The organism is Porphyromonas canoris, from assembly GCF_000769115.1.
GTDB lineage: Bacteria > Bacteroidota > Bacteroidia > Bacteroidales > Porphyromonadaceae > Porphyromonas_A > Porphyromonas_A canoris.
The window spans coordinates 775,404-791,771 of sequence record NZ_JQZV01000013.1; the positions used below are offsets into that span (position 1 = coordinate 775,404).

Annotated in this window: 12 protein-coding genes; 4 read left to right on the forward strand and 8 right to left on the reverse strand. The window is 45.8% G+C overall.

Going from position 1 to position 16,368, the window contains the following annotated elements; translation table 11 throughout:
* Positions 1–9 precede the first annotated feature (9 nt).
* From HQ43_RS08345 to rho, 4 genes are all read left to right on the forward strand, one after another.
* Positions 10–1,116: a Nif3-like dinuclear metal center hexameric protein gene (locus HQ43_RS08345; RefSeq protein WP_052103163.1), complete on the forward strand. Its 1,107-nt coding sequence runs from the start codon at positions 10–12 to the stop codon at positions 1,114–1,116.
* A 10-nt stretch (positions 1,117–1,126) separates the two neighbouring features.
* Entirely contained in the window at positions 1,127–1,882 is a 756-nt protein-coding gene (locus HQ43_RS08350) for a zinc ribbon domain-containing protein (protein ID WP_036792139.1), read from the forward strand.
* A gap of 140 nt (positions 1,883–2,022) precedes the next feature.
* Positions 2,023–3,345: a tRNA lysidine(34) synthetase TilS gene (gene tilS / locus HQ43_RS08355; RefSeq protein ID WP_161785901.1), complete on the forward strand. Its 1,323-nt coding sequence runs from the start codon at positions 2,023–2,025 to the stop codon at positions 3,343–3,345.
* Positions 3,346–3,684: 339 nt separating this feature from the next.
* Positions 3,685–5,808, forward strand: coding sequence for a transcription termination factor Rho (gene rho, locus HQ43_RS08360; protein ID WP_036792145.1), 2,124 nt, complete (start codon positions 3,685–3,687; stop codon positions 5,806–5,808).
* A gap of 394 nt (positions 5,809–6,202) precedes the next feature.
* Here rho and HQ43_RS09945 read toward each other — a convergent pair whose 3' ends face one another.
* From HQ43_RS09945 to argS, 8 genes are all read right to left on the reverse strand, one after another.
* Complete coding sequence (locus HQ43_RS09945; RefSeq protein WP_161785902.1) at positions 6,203–6,364, reverse strand: hypothetical protein; 162 nt, start codon at positions 6,362–6,364, stop codon at positions 6,203–6,205.
* A gap of 163 nt (positions 6,365–6,527) precedes the next feature.
* Positions 6,528–8,996 (reverse strand): endonuclease MutS2, encoded by a 2,469-nt coding sequence (locus tag HQ43_RS08365; protein WP_052103164.1) that lies wholly within the window; start codon positions 8,994–8,996, stop codon positions 6,528–6,530.
* Positions 8,997–10,301, reverse strand: coding sequence for an RIP metalloprotease RseP (rseP, locus tag HQ43_RS08370; protein WP_036792147.1), 1,305 nt, complete (start codon positions 10,299–10,301; stop codon positions 8,997–8,999).
* A 24-nt stretch (positions 10,302–10,325) separates the two neighbouring features.
* Positions 10,326–11,504: a 1-deoxy-D-xylulose-5-phosphate reductoisomerase gene (locus tag HQ43_RS08375; protein ID WP_036792150.1), complete on the reverse strand. Its 1,179-nt coding sequence runs from the start codon at positions 11,502–11,504 to the stop codon at positions 10,326–10,328.
* Complete coding sequence (locus tag HQ43_RS08380; protein WP_036792152.1) at positions 11,504–12,076, reverse strand: 5-formyltetrahydrofolate cyclo-ligase; 573 nt, start codon at positions 12,074–12,076, stop codon at positions 11,504–11,506. The genes HQ43_RS08375 and HQ43_RS08380 overlap by 1 nt, the downstream gene beginning before the upstream one ends.
* A gap of 4 nt (positions 12,077–12,080) precedes the next feature.
* The gene (locus HQ43_RS08385) at positions 12,081–13,814 is read right to left on the reverse strand and encodes a S41 family peptidase (protein ID WP_052103165.1); all 1,734 of its coding nucleotides are present in this window, start codon (positions 13,812–13,814) and stop codon (positions 12,081–12,083) included.
* Positions 13,804–14,247 (reverse strand): dCMP deaminase family protein, encoded by a 444-nt coding sequence (locus HQ43_RS08390; RefSeq protein WP_036792156.1) that lies wholly within the window; start codon positions 14,245–14,247, stop codon positions 13,804–13,806. The genes HQ43_RS08385 and HQ43_RS08390 overlap by 11 nt, the downstream gene beginning before the upstream one ends.
* Before the next feature lie 44 nt (positions 14,248–14,291).
* Positions 14,292–16,088: an arginine--tRNA ligase gene (argS, locus tag HQ43_RS08395; RefSeq protein ID WP_036792159.1), complete on the reverse strand. Its 1,797-nt coding sequence runs from the start codon at positions 16,086–16,088 to the stop codon at positions 14,292–14,294.
* Between the last annotated feature and the right edge of the window lie 280 nt (positions 16,089–16,368).

A 16,368-nucleotide genomic window follows, 5' to 3' on the forward strand; every position in this document is an offset into this window, starting at 1 on the left:
AAGATTCGGATGATTGTTACTGTTCAAGATGTTTGTCGTGCCATAGAGGGGGTTTTTCCACTCCCTTTGCAGGAGTCTTACGACAATAGCGGACTGCAGGTGGGCATCCCTTCTGATCGGGTGACGGGCGTACTTCTGACCCTTGATGTTACGGAGCAGGTGGTGGAAGAGGCTATAAAGAAAGGATATAACTTTATTTTGGCGCATCATCCTCTTCTGTTCAGAGGGCTGAAGAGGATTACCGGAGCCACGTACGAGGAACGAGCCGTCGTACTTGCTTTACGAAATGGTATAGCAATCTATGCAGCCCACACGAACTTGGACAATCATCCCGACGGGCTTAACCACTATTGGGCGAAAGAGTTGGGGCTCGTAAATCTTCGTCCCGTTCTTCCTATGGAGGGGCAGTACTGTAAAGTGCAGGTTTATGTGCCGCAGTCTCATGCTCAAAAAGTTCGTGAAGCTATGGCAGAGTCCGGTTGGGGGAAGCAGGGGTTGTATGATGTCTGCAGCTTTACCCATACAGGAGAAGGACGTTTTAGAGCACTTGATGGAGCGAATCCGTTCTGTGGTTCTCCGGGGGAGATTCACACCGAGCCGGAAGAGGCAATATCTACGGTGGTACCACGAATATTTCTGCATGAAGGAGTAAAAAGAATAAAGGCGGTGCACCCTTATGAGGAGGTTGCTATGGATATCTTGCCTCTTGAGACATCTTTTTCTTCTTATGGAGCAGGTATCGTGGGAGATTTTCCCGAAGAAATGCCCCTTGAAGAGGTTTGGAATTTGCTGAAAAGCAGTAATGAGAACATAAAGCAGATAGCTCATTCCCATCCGATTAAGACAAAGATTCGGAAGGTTGCGCTTTGTGGAGGTAGCGGTGCATTCCTGTTAAAGCACGCCATACGTGCCAATGCTGATATTTTTATCACCGGAGAGGCAAAATATAACGATTATCTGGACGCAAAAGAGAGCATCGTCTTGGCAACGATAGGGCATTATGAATCCGAAATGATTGCATTGAAATGCTTTAAGGAGGTAATATCACAGAAATTCAGTAACTTTGCACTCTGTTTCTCAGAAAGAAATCAAAATCCGATTCACTATATACATTAGTAATATATACATGGCCAAGAAAAAAGTAGAACAAGAGATAAGCATCGAGGAGAAACTGAAGGTGCTTTATGATCTTCAGGACGTAATGTCTGAGGTTGACCGTATTCGTATTCTTCGCGGAGAGCTTCCGATAGAAGTTCAAGAGCTTGAAGATGAAATCGCAGGCCTTCAAACCAGACAGTCTAAGTGCGAGGCAGACATTGCAGAGATTAAGAAAATCATTGCTGACAGAAAGGTGCGGATCAAAGAAGCACAGACAGCGATTGAAAAATATACTGCTCAGTTGGACTCTGTTCGGAACAATCGAGAATATGAGAGCTTAACCAAAGAGATTGAGTATCAGTCTCTTGAGATTCAGTTCTTGGAAAAGAAGATTGGAGAAGATGAAGGTGTGATCAAGCATATCAAGTCGGTCTTGGAAGAGATCATGGAGGTTGTTTCTGAACGAAGCAAAGATCTTGAAGAAAAGAAAGGCTTGTTGGATGAGATAGTCTCGGAAACCAAAGTGGAAGAAGAGAAACTTAGAGAGAAGGCATCCAAGTTGGAGACAAAGTTGGATGAGAGACTTTCCAAAGCATTCAAGCGTATCCGCAAATCTGCCAGAAACGGATTGGCTGTATCAACAGTAGATAGAGAGTCCTGTTCGGGTTGCTTTAACAAGATTCCTCCTCAAAAACAGCTTGAGATTAAGACTCGAAAGAAAGTTGTGGTTTGCGAGTACTGCGGGCGCATCTTGGTAGATAAGAATCTTGGAGAAGAGAAGTAAGGTTTTCTCTTTGTGATACTCTTTACTTGATTTTTCCTCACTTCTCGAAGGGGAGAGGGAAGATTGGCTTTTAGATTGTAATTATTGTCGTTTATATTCCTGCAGGTCTTACTATGCAAATAGATCTGAAATCGTATGTTATGGAGCGCACTTCCGATATTTTACCGGAAGGTGCTACCATAGTTGTTGGTCTTAGTGGTGGTTTGGACTCCATGGTTCTAACCCACTTATTGAATGCGGCCGGTTACAATCTTATTATAGCCAATTGTAATTTTCAGCTTAGAGGCAAAGAGTCGGAACGAGATGCAGCTTTTGTGCGTGATGTCTGCGCAGAACGTTGGTCTAATCACCGTTTTTTCTACATGGTGTTTAATACACAAAAGGTAGCAAAAGAGAAAGGTATTTCCATCGAAATGGCTGCCCGGGATCTCCGCCATGCGTGGCTGAAAGAACTAAAAGAGACCTATGGGGCAGAAGCGATAGCCCTTGGACATCATCACACTGACCAAGTAGAGACGATCCTTCTAAATCTGATTAGAGGAACAGGAATCAGAGGTCTTTTGGGAATGGAAGAGTGGAGATCTCCTATTTTGCGTCCTCTTTTGGGAATAAAAAAAGAGCAGTTGAGAGCGTATGCGAAGCTTCATTCCATACCATCCATAGAAGATTCTTCTAATCATCAGCCTATCTACAAGAGAAATAAGGTCAGACTGGAGCTGTTACCCTTGCTTAAAGAGTTTAATCCATCGATAGAAGACACGTTATTCAAGAGTGTAGATTACTGGAAGGAAGAGCATCTTGCTTTTCAGAAGTCCTATTTGGATTTTGCAAAGGTTGCAATTACACGCTTCGGGCAGAGGTTAGATATGCACAAACTTGTGATAAGCACTTCTCCTGCTGCCTTTTTACATGAGTATCTTTCGGACTATAATTTTTCATCTGAAGTTATCGCGGATATTTTAAGAGAGCCTATGCTTTCGGGACGTCGTTTTTTCAATAGAGACTTGTCTTATGAGGCCGAACTCTTTAGAGGCGCGCTCTATCTCTCTCCTGCCAATGCGGAAAGAGAGTTTAAGATAACAATACCCAAAGTCAATGGCTCTTGGCACGTAGGAAAAGGTACTATTGCTGCTTCGTTTCTCGATGTCGAGGAAGTCGGAGCATACGATAAAGGATGTTTATATCTGGATGCGGATACAATTCCGGAGACACTCGTTCTCCGTACCGTAGATACCAAAGACTCTTTTTCTCCCATGGGGATGAGGGGACGAAAGGAAGCAACGGACTTTCTTAAAGATCATGGAGTACCCAATATTTTCAGACCCAATTATTTGGTAATAGAAGCTGTGGGAGAGGTATTGGGAGTTTTGCCCTTTAGAGTCGCAGATTCCGTCAAGATCCGTCCTAATACACGGAAAGTTTTCTGCCTCAAATGGGAACATCCTTGTCATTCCGATAGATAATAAGAGGTTTTTAATTGATTCCGATCCTCGTATCCACCTCTGAATATTGTATAAGTCGCATTTTTAATCTACCTTTGCGCAGAACAAAATTCCTTAGAGCTTCTTTCCGAATAACCTTTTATCTTCTAAATTCCTGTTTTAAGGACTGAAAGTTGGAAAGATTCTCTGTTTTGTTTTTATCTTATTTGGTCTTTTTCCGGACCGAGTGTTTTCTTTTCATTTTTAGTTTTGTACGTTTTCCTTTGTATCTAAGGAAATCCGATTAGAAGTTCATACATCAAATTACTATAAACCGATACTCTTCATTCTTTTGCGGATGGAGATGAGATTAAAATAAGTATGTCACAGAATTACAATATTTCTCAACTTGAGAAAATGTCGCCGGAGCAGTTGCAAGAGGTGGCAAAGTCCATGGATATTCCCAATGCGGAGAGTGCCACTCAGCAGAATCTTATATACTCCATATTAGACAAGCAAGCCGTAATGATGGCGGCGAAATTGCAGGGGAAAGATTCGGCAAAACAGCCCAACGGAGCCGGAAATACGGCTCAAGCCAAGCGCAAAAGAGGGCGTCCCAAGAAGGAAGAACAGCAAGCCGAAGCGGCGGAAGAAAGAAAAGAGAAGCCTTCTGCTCAGACCCCGGAGGGAGCAAAAGATCCTGTGGGAGGAGCATCTGCAAAGAAGGCGGAAGAGGGCAAGTCTCAGAAGTCTCACATCAAGCTCGTACCCTCTCAAAAGGGAAAAAAGGAGCAGGAGCAACCCGTATCTTCTGCTACTCCGTCAACCGATAATAACGCAGCAACAAGAGAGATTTCCAAGAATATCAGGCTGGTTCCTCGTGCGGAAGAAAACAGACAGCCAACCTCGGAGGAAGTAAAATCTCTGCCTGCGAGACCGGACTCACATATCAAGATTGTATCTCCATCCGGCTCTCCAAAGAAGATTTCCGAGCCATCGCAGGAGAACGGAGTGCAGAAGAATCTCCTTTCGGAGCACCCGGAAGAATCATCAAGAGAGGAGGAGGTAAAGCCGGCGGAGGCATCGCAGGGAGCTTTTGTGTTCAAAAATCCGAAAGCCAACAACTCTCTGCTTGGAGAGATGATGCCTCTCATCTCTACTCCCAACCCGCAGAAGAAGCAGCAGGAGAACAAGAAGAAACAGCAGAATGGCCAATCGGCGGGCGCACCTCTGAATGGGGCGAATGCCGAAGCAAAGGATCACAAAGCCGTTCAGTCCGTGGCGAAAGGTGTAAAAGCCACTCCCATGGTTCTTCCTGCCCCTCATCAGCAGTCCGGCAAGAAGAGCGCTCTGCTCACGGATGCCTACTACGACTTTGGCGAGGCGCTCGTCATGAGCGGTGTTTTGGAAGTGATGAGTGAGGGCTTCGGCTTCATACGCTCGGCGGACTACAACTATCTCTCTTCTCCCGATGACGTCTACGTTTCTCCTCAGCAGGTCAAGTATTACGGATTGAAGTCGGGCGACGTCATCGAAGGCGTCGTAAAAGCACCGAAAGATGGCGACAAGTTTTTCCCTCTTGCCACGGTCAAGGGCATCAACGGCTGCGACCCGTTGAAGGTGAGAGACCGCGTTCCGTTCGACCACCTGGTGCCACTTTTCCCGACGGAGAAGTTCAACCTGGAAGCACCCAAGTCCCCAAAAGTTTTCGACAAGATCGGCACGCGCATCGTAGACCTGTTCTCTCCCATCGGTAAGGGTCAGCGAGGCTTGATCGTGGCTCAGCCAAAGACCGGTAAGACGATGCTGCTCAAAGATATAGCCAATGCCATTGCGTACAATCACCCTGAGGTCTACATGATTGTGCTGCTCATAGACGAGCGTCCCGAAGAGGTAACGGACATGCAGAGGAGCGTCAATGCGGAGGTGATTGCTTCCACATTCGATGAGCCGGCAGACCAGCACGTCAAGATTGCGGAGATTGTCCTGAACAAAGCGAAGCGACTCGTGGAGTGCGGGCACGACGTGGTCATTCTTCTCGACTCCATCACCCGTCTGGCACGTGCTTACAACACCGTTCAGCCCGCATCCGGAAAGGTCTTGACCGGTGGGGTGGAAGCGAATGCGCTCCAGAAGCCCAAAAGATTTTTCGGTGCCGCGCGCAATATCGAAGGGGGAGGGAGTCTCACCATTTTGGCTACGGCACTCACCGAGACCGGCTCCAAGATGGACGAAGTGATCTTCGAGGAATTCAAGGGAACGGGCAACATGGAGCTTCAGCTCGACAGGCGTCTTGCCAACAAGCGCATCTTCCCGGCGGTGGACATCTTGGCGTCCAGCACAAGGCGCGACGACCTGCTCCAGGACGACCTCACGCTCAACAGAATGAGAATCATCCGCCGCATGGTCGGGGAGATGAACTCCATAGAGGCGATGGAGCAGATAAAGAGCAACATGGAGCTGACGTTGGACAACAGGAGCTTCCTCGAAAACATGAACGATTAGTCTGCAATATGATCCGCCGATGTCCCGAATCTTCGTTTCGGGCATCCGCCAACGAACAAAAAGTTCCCGGTGCCGCATCTGTTGGCGCCGGGAACTTTTTCATTTCTCCCAGCTCTGTCCTGTGTCGCCACAAGCCGGACGGGGATGCTTTTTCTGCTTTTTGATCTTAAAAGTCGCCCTCTCCGAAAACAGCTTTAATACTCAGGCATTTAGCCGCTTTCGGGAAGCATGAAAAATTCCTTACCTACGAAAATATTTTTTCTTACCTACGGAAATTTTTTTTCTTACCTACGGAAATTTTTTTTCTTACCTACGAAAATTTTTTTTCTTACCTACGAAAATATTTTTTCTTACCTACGGAAATTTTTTTTCTTACCTACGAAAATATTTTTTCTTACCTACGGAAATTTTTTTTCTTACCTACGGAAATTTTTTTTCTTGGCCACGGAAATTTTTTTTCTTGGCCACGGAATTTTTTTTTCTTGGCCACAGAAATTTTTTTTCTTGGCCACGGAAATTTTTTTTCTTGGCCACGGAAATTTTTTTCTATGCCCATGAAAATTTTTTTCTATGCCCATAGAAATTTTTGCTCTTCCGAACGGAAGGTTTTTTCTGTGTCTATAAGTATTGGGAGGTCTCCGAAAAAAGATTTTTGGGGCTTGTCGCAAGCTCTTTCGGAAGAGGGTAAGGAGCCGGGAAAGAGGGTAGAAGAGAGAGGATTACAGCTCCACGACGGTGATGCCTGCTCCTCCTCTGTCGGCGTGTTCGTCCCGGTACGACTTGACGAGATGTGAGGAGGCGCAAAAGCTTCGTACCATCTCTCTTAATGCCCCGGTGCCCGTGCCATGAAGGATGCGGACGGGCGAGATGTTTATCTTATACGCGTCGTCTATGTAGTACGCCAGCGCTTCCATGGCTTCGTTGGCTCTCATGCCTCTCAAGTCTATCTGAGGTTTGAAGTGGAGCCTGCTCTCGGAGCCGGATTCAAGGACGATCTTCGAGGTGCTTTTCTGTACTTTCGTGGGCGATTTTAGGGAGGGCTTGAGCCGGCTCACCGGCACTTCCATAGAGATCTGCCCTAAACGAATGCGCGCTTTTTTGCCTTTTATCTCCAGGACTTCTCCCACTTCTGCCGCACCTTCTACGGCTACGCTGTCTCCGGGCTTGAAGGTCGGGGCAGGGGAGGATGCCTTCTCGGAAGATCGGCTCTTGGTCTCCAGGCGGCGGTGCTGCTCGGAGAGATTTTGTCGCAGCTCCTTGGTTACGGACTTGTCCGCGCCGGACTCCCGGATCTCCCGGATGGTCTTCTCGATCTCGGAGTTGGCGCCTTTTATGATTGCTGCCGCCTGCTTTTCTGCTTCTTTGATCAGCTGTGTCTGTTTGAGCTTGAGCTTTTCGTTCCGCTCTTCCCATTTTCTTTTTTCCTGCTCCAGCTCGCTCAGCTTTGTCTTGAGGTCGGCTCTTCTCTCTTCCCAGTACTTTTTGTCCCTCATGATGCTCTGAAGATACTGGTCTTGCATGATGAACTCTTCGCCCACCTTCTCGGAAGCACGGCCGAGTATCTCCTGCGGCAGACCTATCTTCCTGGAGATCTCTATCGCAAAGGAGCTTCCCGGCTGACCGATGGAGAGCTTGAAAAGAGGTTCTATCTTGTGCCGGTCGAAAAGCATGGCTCCGTTGACGGCACTCTCTTGAGTCTCACAGAAGTCTTTGATGTTGGTGTAATGGGTGGTGATCACGCCGAAGCATTTTTTCTCTATGAAGCATTCCAGCAGAGACTCCGCAATGGCTCCACCGATGACGGGCTCCGTGCCGGAACCAAACTCGTCGATAAGCAGCAGCGAGTGAGACCCCGCATGAAGGATGAAGTGCTTCATGTTGGAGAGGTGAGAGGAGTACGTGCTGAGGTCGTTCTCCAAACTTTGCTGGTCTCCGATGTCGAGAAAGATGTTGTTGAAGATGCCGGCATGGCTCTCTTCGGACATCGGCACGGGCAGACCGCACTGCAGCATATATTGCAGGAGCCCGACACTCTTCAGACAGACGGACTTGCCTCCGGCGTTGGGACCGGAAATGACCAGTATGCGCTCCCTCTTGGTCAGCCTTATGTCCAGAGGCACAATGCTTTTCCCTTCCTGCTTGAGGTGATGCTCCAGGTAAGGATGGCGGGCTTCCTTCCACTGAAGCCCCGGAGAGGCAGAAAGATGAAGAGGAACGATCGCATGGTACTTGCTGCCCCACTTCGCTTTGGCAGTGACGAAGTCCAACACTCCGAGAGCAAGCGAGTTGCTTTTGATTTCGGGAAGATGCTCGCGAACGAGTGCCGTGAACTCCTTCAGTATGCGCACGATCTCTCTCTTCTCTTCGCTCCTTTTTTCTCTAAGCTTATTATTCGCCTCGACAACGGCTTCCGGCTCTATGAAGAGCGTCTTACCCGTGGCGGACTCGTCGTGCAGTATCCCTCGAACCATTCTTTTGGCATGAGGTATCACGGGAAGAACAAGTCTGCCATCCCTCATCGTAACGCTGTGATCTTTGTCTACCCAGCCTTCGGCATGTGCTTGGGCGAGGATGGACTGGATCGTCTTCCCAATGCCGACTTCCATTCTTGCCATCTCCCTCCGAATGTCTCGAAGAAGCGGAGAAGCACTGTCCGAAACATTGCCCTCATCGTCCAGAATCACGGAAAGTCTTTTGGAGACATTCCTTACAGGTACGATTTGAGAGGCTACTTCTCTGAGATTGTCGATACAAATCGGAGAATCTTCGCCCTCTTGCTTGGAATACTGCTCAAAGTAGCGTTGCACCTCTTCGGAAGCAGACAGAAGCTCTCTCAACGAAATGCACTTCTCTATGGGCAGATACGTTCCTTCGGGGCGAATGGCAGAAATAGCTTCTTTAATATCCCCATATCTTGTGGAGGGGAAAGCACTGCCGGAAGATGCGGTAAGCGTCTGCATCTCTCTTACCAGGGAGAGCTGATGGGAAATCTCCTTGAAGTCGGTCGAGAACTTGATGCTTTCCGCAAGATGTCTGCTGACTTCATTGCCGCATCTCTCCAAAATCTCTTCCCGAGTCTTAACAAAACCAAGCTTCTCCTCCACATCCGATGGATATAAAGGAGAAGCTGTTCTAAAGCTCTGTTTGTAGTGTCTTCTTCTGCTGCCGGGCTTTTGATTTTCTGTCATCTATCTAAAGAAAAACTTGATGATGTCATTGATATTCGCATAGAGCATAAGACCAAAGAGGAGTACTAATCCAAAGATCTGAGCTCTTTCGAGAACCTTGATGCTGGGGGTCTTTCTTGTTATGATCTCATACAATAAGAATACGATGTGCCCCCCATCCAAAGCAGGAATGGGCAGAATATTCATCACCGCCAATATGATCGAGATCAGAGCGGTTAAGCTCCAAAAATTCATCCAGTTGAAAGATTCCGGGAATAGGCTGCCTATACTTCCAAGCCCTCCTATTTGGGAAGCTCCTTCCTTGGTAAACAAGTATTTCAAAGAAGAGGCATAAGAAGACAAAGTCGTGTACATCTTTTTAAGCCCCACAGGAACGGATTCGAGCAGGGAGTAGGAGATATGGATAGTTGGGCGGACAAGAGATACACCCAACTTGTTTTCACTGTTCACCATTGCCGATATGGAAATTTTTTCTCCATTCCGATCAACAAGCAGCTCTACCGAGTCTCCTCTATGGGCTTCCATTGCCGATACAAATCCTTGCAGATCCTTGGTTGCTCCATTTACCTCCAAAATCTTATCTCCACTCTTCAAATCAGCTTTGGATGCTTCGGAGTCGGGGATCACATTCTCGATGATGGCAGGCAGGGAGAGGGTAGAGAATGGTTTGTTGGAAGCGATGACTGCCTGCATGAGATCAACAGGGATTTCGATGTCTTGCTTTACGCCGTCTCTATCTACCGTTAAAACCTTACCGTCAACGATCTTTCTTAGCAGGGTATTATCGTAGTATTCCAGTTGAGTGCCATCCACAGCAAGAAGCATATCCCCATCCTTTAGTCCCATATCGTGTCCTACACTACTGTAAGCGATATTATGACCGACAGATGACATCGGGAGCAGGTCATCTCCATAGTTAAATGCCAAGCCTGTGTATATGACAACAGCCAATATGATATTGAATATTACTCCTCCTGCCATAACAAGTAATCTTTGCCAAGCTGGTTTGGATCTGAATTCCCATGGCTCTGCCGGTTTGGAAAGTTGTTCCGTATCCATGCTTTCATCCACCATGCCTGCAATCTTACAGTAACCTCCAAGAGGAAGCCAACCAATACCAAACTCTGTATCAGAGCCCTTGGGCTTGTACTTAAAGAGAGAGAATCCCCAGTCGAAGAAGAGATAAAACTTATCGACACGTATCTTAAAGAGACGTGCAAAAAGATAATGACCTAACTCGTGTACGAATATGAGTATGGAAAAAGATAGGATGAGCTGGAGAGCTTTGATTAAGAAAGGAGACATATATGAAAGTCTAAAAAATCAATTTTAATGTTTTAACCACAAAGATGCACTATGCCTTACATCTTTGTTGAGAGAGATGAGATCGTCCAAAGAAAGAGGGTTTGCACAGTTGGATGAGTATTTGTTCAGCATCGTCTCTATCAGATGAGATATATCCATAAATCCGATCTCGTGATTGAGAAAACGCTCTACGGCAATCTCATTGGCCGCATTCAAAATACACGGAGCAACACCTCCGGCTTCTATACTGCGATAGGCAAGAGAAAGATTTGGAAAATCTTCTGTGCGAGGAGCCTCAAAAGAGAGAGAACTCATAGCCTGAATGGAGGGTGCTTGAACGCCTGTTGGCTTTCTGTAAGGGAAAGAGAGAGCATAAGCGATCGGAACTCTCATGTCCGGTAGTCCTAATTGAGCCTTCAAGCTACCATCTTCAAATGCAACCATCGAGTGTATGATGCTTTGGCGATGGATGAATACTTCTATATCAGAAGGATTAACATCAAAGAGCCATCGAGCTTCTATCATCTCAAATCCCTTATTCATAAGAGAAGCCGAGTCGATAGTTACTTTATTCCCCATCTTCCAGTTTGGATGTTTAAGAGCCTGTTCCGGTCTGACATTTTTAAGTTCCGAAGCCGGAATATCTATGAAAGGGCCTCCGGATGCGGTAAGAATCAGTTTTGAGATCTTATTGCAACTCTCTCCCACCAAGCATTGAAAGATCGCAGAATGTTCAGAATCCACAGGAATGATACACGCATTGTATTGGCTTGCCATGGCAGTGATCATCTCTCCTGCTACCACGAGAGTTTCCTTATTGGCTAATGCAATTGTCCTTCCTGCTTTTATTGCAGCTATTGTCGGTTCCAGTCCTGCAAACCCAACCATTGCGGTAAGAACAATATCAGCCTCTTGAGATGCAGCCACGCCGGTAATAGAATCCTTGCCTGTCCATACATGGATAGGAAGATCCTTCAAAGCGTCTTTCACCTCTAAGTAGCAGGATTCGTCTGCAATTACGACCACTGCAGGAGAAAATGCTCTTGCTTGAGAGATAAGCAGATCACTATTTCTGTTAGCAACAAGAGCATAGACCTCAAAAAGATCCGGATGACGATTGATAATGTCTAAGGCTTGTGTCCCGATGGATCCGGTACTTCCAAGTATGGTTATGGATCTTTTCCGTTGATTTCCTTGTGTCATTATCTATCGTTAAAGATCTTCAAGCCGGACGCTGATATTACATAGTCCATCTTGATATCGTGTTCTTCTGTGGGGATTTCCGGCAATATTTGGCAATTGAATGCGTAACCGACCTTCACGGTTGAAGGGTGCGCATTCAGAAAGCGGTCATAAAAACCTTTGCCTCTGCCCAGCCTCGCTCCTTTGTGATCAAATGCCATTCCGGGAACGATAACTACTTCAACCTCTTTGCATACACGATCTTCTACCTCTCCGATAGGTTCTCGAATACCATATTCGGATATATCAAAGAAGTCTCCTCCCGGTTTCCCCACAGGATAGAAGTGAATGTGCTCACCTTCCACACGAGGCAGACTCACCTTGAAATCTTTTGTAGTTAGAGTATGGATCAGGTCTCCTGTTTCAATCTCACCGGTCATAGAGAAAAACAGTGCCACGCTTGCTTTGGGAAAGTTTTGTTCCAAAAAGTTTACCAAAATCGTTGCAGCTTCTCCTGCTTCCTGGATTTGCTGAGTTCGAGTTAGAGATTTTATTTTCTGCTTTACTTGTTGCCGTATTTCTTTTTTTGTCATAGCATTATTGCTCTATTGGTGTTTCGGCACTTTCGTCCTCTTCATCAGTGGTCGGAATACTTACTGTATAGAACAAGTACCTGTTATGGGAAGAAGGTTTATAGCCTTCTAAGTGTAGAGGAGAGGTAAATCCTTCTTTCACGAGTTTCTGTGCCTCCAAGATATCCCAGTCATTTAAGGCAAGAAGTTTTATACGTTCCCCTTCATCGTATGCAAAGAAAAGAATTTGCGAGAAAATAGCTTCCAGAATAAGCTCTCTGGATTTGAAAATCAGATAATTCTTGGGTGTTACTCCCTTTCTTGCTGCAAATCTTGAAAAATCATATAGAAGAGATTGAGATTTAAGATAGGGAAGAGCTTTCTCTATTCCCTCCAAACTCTTGAACAGTTCTCTTCTTGCATCCACATATCTGAAAGCATACTCCGATATCAATCCTTGTTTCATCACTGTCGAATAGTAGGAAGTGATGCCCATAGTATCTTGTGCCACAAATATATCCGGAATGATACCTCCACCTCCGTACACTTCTCTTCCTCCGGCGGTATGGTAGAGGAGAGACTTATCCGAGTGTATGCTATCCTTGACAAACCACTCTCCACTCATGCTACGCTTTATGAGGTCTTCCCCATACTGGGCAGATTGTCCCAGCTTGTACTCTTTCTGAATACTTCTACCGCTTGGGGTGTAGTATCTGGCGACGGTCAGGTGTATTGCCGAACCATCTGAAAAGAAGAATGGTTGCTGGATGACTCCTTTCCCGAAACTTCTTCGTCCTATCAATATAGCTCTATCATTGTCTTGTAATGCGCCGGCCAACAGTTCGGACGAAGACGCAGAGAATTGGCTGATAAGGATATACACGGGCAGATCTTGAAAAGATCCTGTCCCGTCCGAAATGTAGTCTTTTCGGGGGTGTGCTCTACCTTCTGTATAGGTAACGAGCTTTTTAGGAGGAAGAAAATCGTTTGCAATGAAGAGTGCTCCCTGTACGAGTCCTCCCGAATTGTCTCTCAAGTCCAGTATCAACGCTTTAGCACCATCTTTCATGAGAGATACCGCCGCTTTTTGAAACTCCGATATGGTCGTCTGCCCGAAGCTCTTTATGTTGATGTATCCGATGCTGTCAGACAAAAGAAGAGCCGGAGAGACCAAAGGAACGGGTATCTGTCCTCTTTTTATATTGAAGCTGTAATTCTTCTTTTCTGATGGTCTGTGCACAGACAATCTTACAGCAGAGTCTTTAGGACCTTTAAGCAGTCCCATGATACTATCTTGGGAAACTTCTTTTCCGGTAATGCTTATAGAATCGACTGCTATAATTCTGTCTCCGGCTTTTATCCCTACGATATCCGAAGGCCCGTTAGGTACGGTTTGAAGAACAACTACTGTGTCTATAAGCTTGTTAAATGAAACACCAATGCCGAAGATATGACCGGAAAGCCTTCCCGCCTCTTGCTCATAATCTTCTTTGGTAAAATAGCTTGAGTGAGGATCAAGCTCGGAAAATATGGTCGGGACGATGTTCTGAGCGATAGAGTCTATGGAGACTTCATCCACATAGTTGTCTTTTATTAGTTGCAGAGCCTTCTCTACCTTCTTTATCCCTGCGGCTTTTGAAGAGTTACCGTAGGATATAAAGTGGTAAGTGACGGATCTTGATCCGATAAATATACCGACTCCGAATACTACAACCAGAATAAGTATCTTGGAGAACGGGGAGAGACTTTTATTCTTCATGGTTTTGTTCAAACTGAGAAATATCCAAAAACAATACTTCTACTCCGGCACGTCTCAGCAGATCTTCTCCATCTGTAAGCCTGTATGGGCGTCCGAATACTACTCTTTTGACACCACTTTGTATGATCAGTTTCGCGCATTCCAGGCATGGCGAGTCCGTTACATAGACTGTCGCTCCCTTACTACTGTTAGATGAGCCGGCAACTTTTGTTATGGCATTTGCTTCTGCATGGAGTACGTATGGTTTCGTAACCCCATCATCGTCTTCGCAGATATTTTCAAATCCGGAAGGTGTCCCGTTATAACCATCGGATATAATCATCTGGTCTTTGACCACAAGACAGCCCACTTGTCTGCGCTTGCAGTATGAGTTTTCCGACCAGATAAGAGCCATTCGGAGATATCTCAAGTCCAATTCCCGTTGCTTATCCATGTTGGTGATGCGTTGTGTGAGATACTTTGTATATCGTTATGAAGTTACATCTTTTCCGGAACTTCTATTCCCAGAAGATCCAAAGCTCTGCGGAGTGTTTCGGAAGTAATGTAAGAGAGTTTTACACGCAATCTCTTGACCTCTTCATTCGGAGCATTCAGAATGGAATGGTCATGATAAAACTGGTTGTACTCCCTTGCAAGATCGTATGTGAAGTTTGCTATCAGTGCCGGACTCAGCTCCTTGCCTGCTGCATCGACTATCTCAGGATACTGCGCAAGTCTTAGTACCAGTGTCTTTTCCTTATCGGAAAGTTCGTATTCGCTATCGGCTTTGGTATAAACTCCCTTAAAGTCTATCCCCTGTGCTTCTGCATTGCGTACGATGCTTCTGATACGTGCATAGGTATATTGCAGGAAAGGTCCCGTGTTGCCGTTAAAGTCTATCGACTCGTTGGTATCATACAGCAGAGTCTTTCTGGGGTCCACCTTCAGCAAGAAGTATTTAAGAGCACCAAGCCCCACCTTTCTTGCAACTTCCAAAGCCTCTTCTTCGGTAAGCTCTTTCACCTTGCCAAGCTCTTTGGACGTGTTATAGGCTGTCTGTATCACTTCATCCATAAGATCGTCAGCATCTACCACCGTGCCTTCACGGCTCTTCATCTTTCCTTCCGGAAGCTCTACCATGCCGTAAGAGAAGTGGACGAGATCTTTACCGAACTTAAATCCAAGAGCATCCAGTAGTAGCGAGAGGACTTGGAAGTGGTAGTTCTGTTCGTTCCCTACTACGTATATCATCTTATCTATGGAGAAGTCGTTGAATCTCATCTTCGCTGTTCCGATATCCTGTGTCATATATACAGAAGTCCCGTCAGCCCGCAGCAGGATTTTTTGATCCAGACCTTTGTCTGTGAGATCTGCCCAAACCGATCCGTCTTCGTGTCTGCAGAAGATGCCTTCATCCAATCCTCTCAACACCTCTTCCTTACCTACGAGATAGGTGTCGCTCTCATAGTAAATCTTATCAAAGTCGACCCCCAATCGTTTATAAGTAACATCGAAGCCATCGTAAACCCATTGGTTCATCATTCCCCAAAGTTCCAATGTCTCTTTATCACCGGCTTCCCACTTGCGAAGCATTTCTCTTGCTTGCTGCATCAAGGGAAGATTATCTATGTTTTCGGGAGTACGCTCATTTTCGGGTAAGGTATTGGTCTCTTCTTTGAGCTTGGTGTTGAAGAGGACATAATATTTCCCTATCAAGTGATCTCCTTTCAGTCCGCTCTGTTCAGGCGTTTCTCCATTACCCCAAAGCTTCCATGCAAGCATCGACTTACAGATATGTATTCCTCTGTCATTAACGATGTTGGTCTTCACTACACGGTTTCCGTTTGCCGAAAGGATCTTACAGAGACTATACCCCAAAAGGTTGTTTCTGATGTGTCCGAGGTGAAGAGGTTTATTGGTATTTGGGGAAGAGTATTCGACCATCACCAACGGAGACTTTTCTGTCTCTGTCTTGTGCCCGTAGTTGTCCGAAGAAGAGATGTGGTTGGTCTCTTGGATGAATGCTTCATCCGTGAGAGAAAGGTTCAGAAAGCCTTTTACCACGTTGTAGCTCTTTACTAAGCCGCTCTCTTGAAGAAGCATCTCTGCTATTTCTTGTGCGACATGTTCCGGATTTTTCTTCTGAGAATATTTCAGATATGGGAAGACAACCAAAGTATAGTCCCCTTCAAACTCCTTTTTTGTTCTCGAAATCTGTGCCGTTGGCACGCTATCTCCGTATAGTTTTTGAAGGATCGCTCCAATCGTGTTGGTTAGTTGGTCTTGTATGTGCATTGTCGTGTCTGATTAGTGATAATCTATATCTTTTGTACGTGAATATATGATACCATATTTATTATTACGCAAAGATACGGAATTTTGGATGTTCTGAATAAATAGAGGCATGACTTTTCTAAAAAAAATCTATGCTTGAAATCCCGTTGCGAAGAGGAAAAAGAGAGGGGCTTGGAGAACTTTTATATAAAAATGGAAGGGCTGTTTGCCGTTGGCTGGAGGCATCTGTTTTGACGTTTTTGAGCCGACCTCTTTTTGTGTGAAATGGTAACTGATTTGT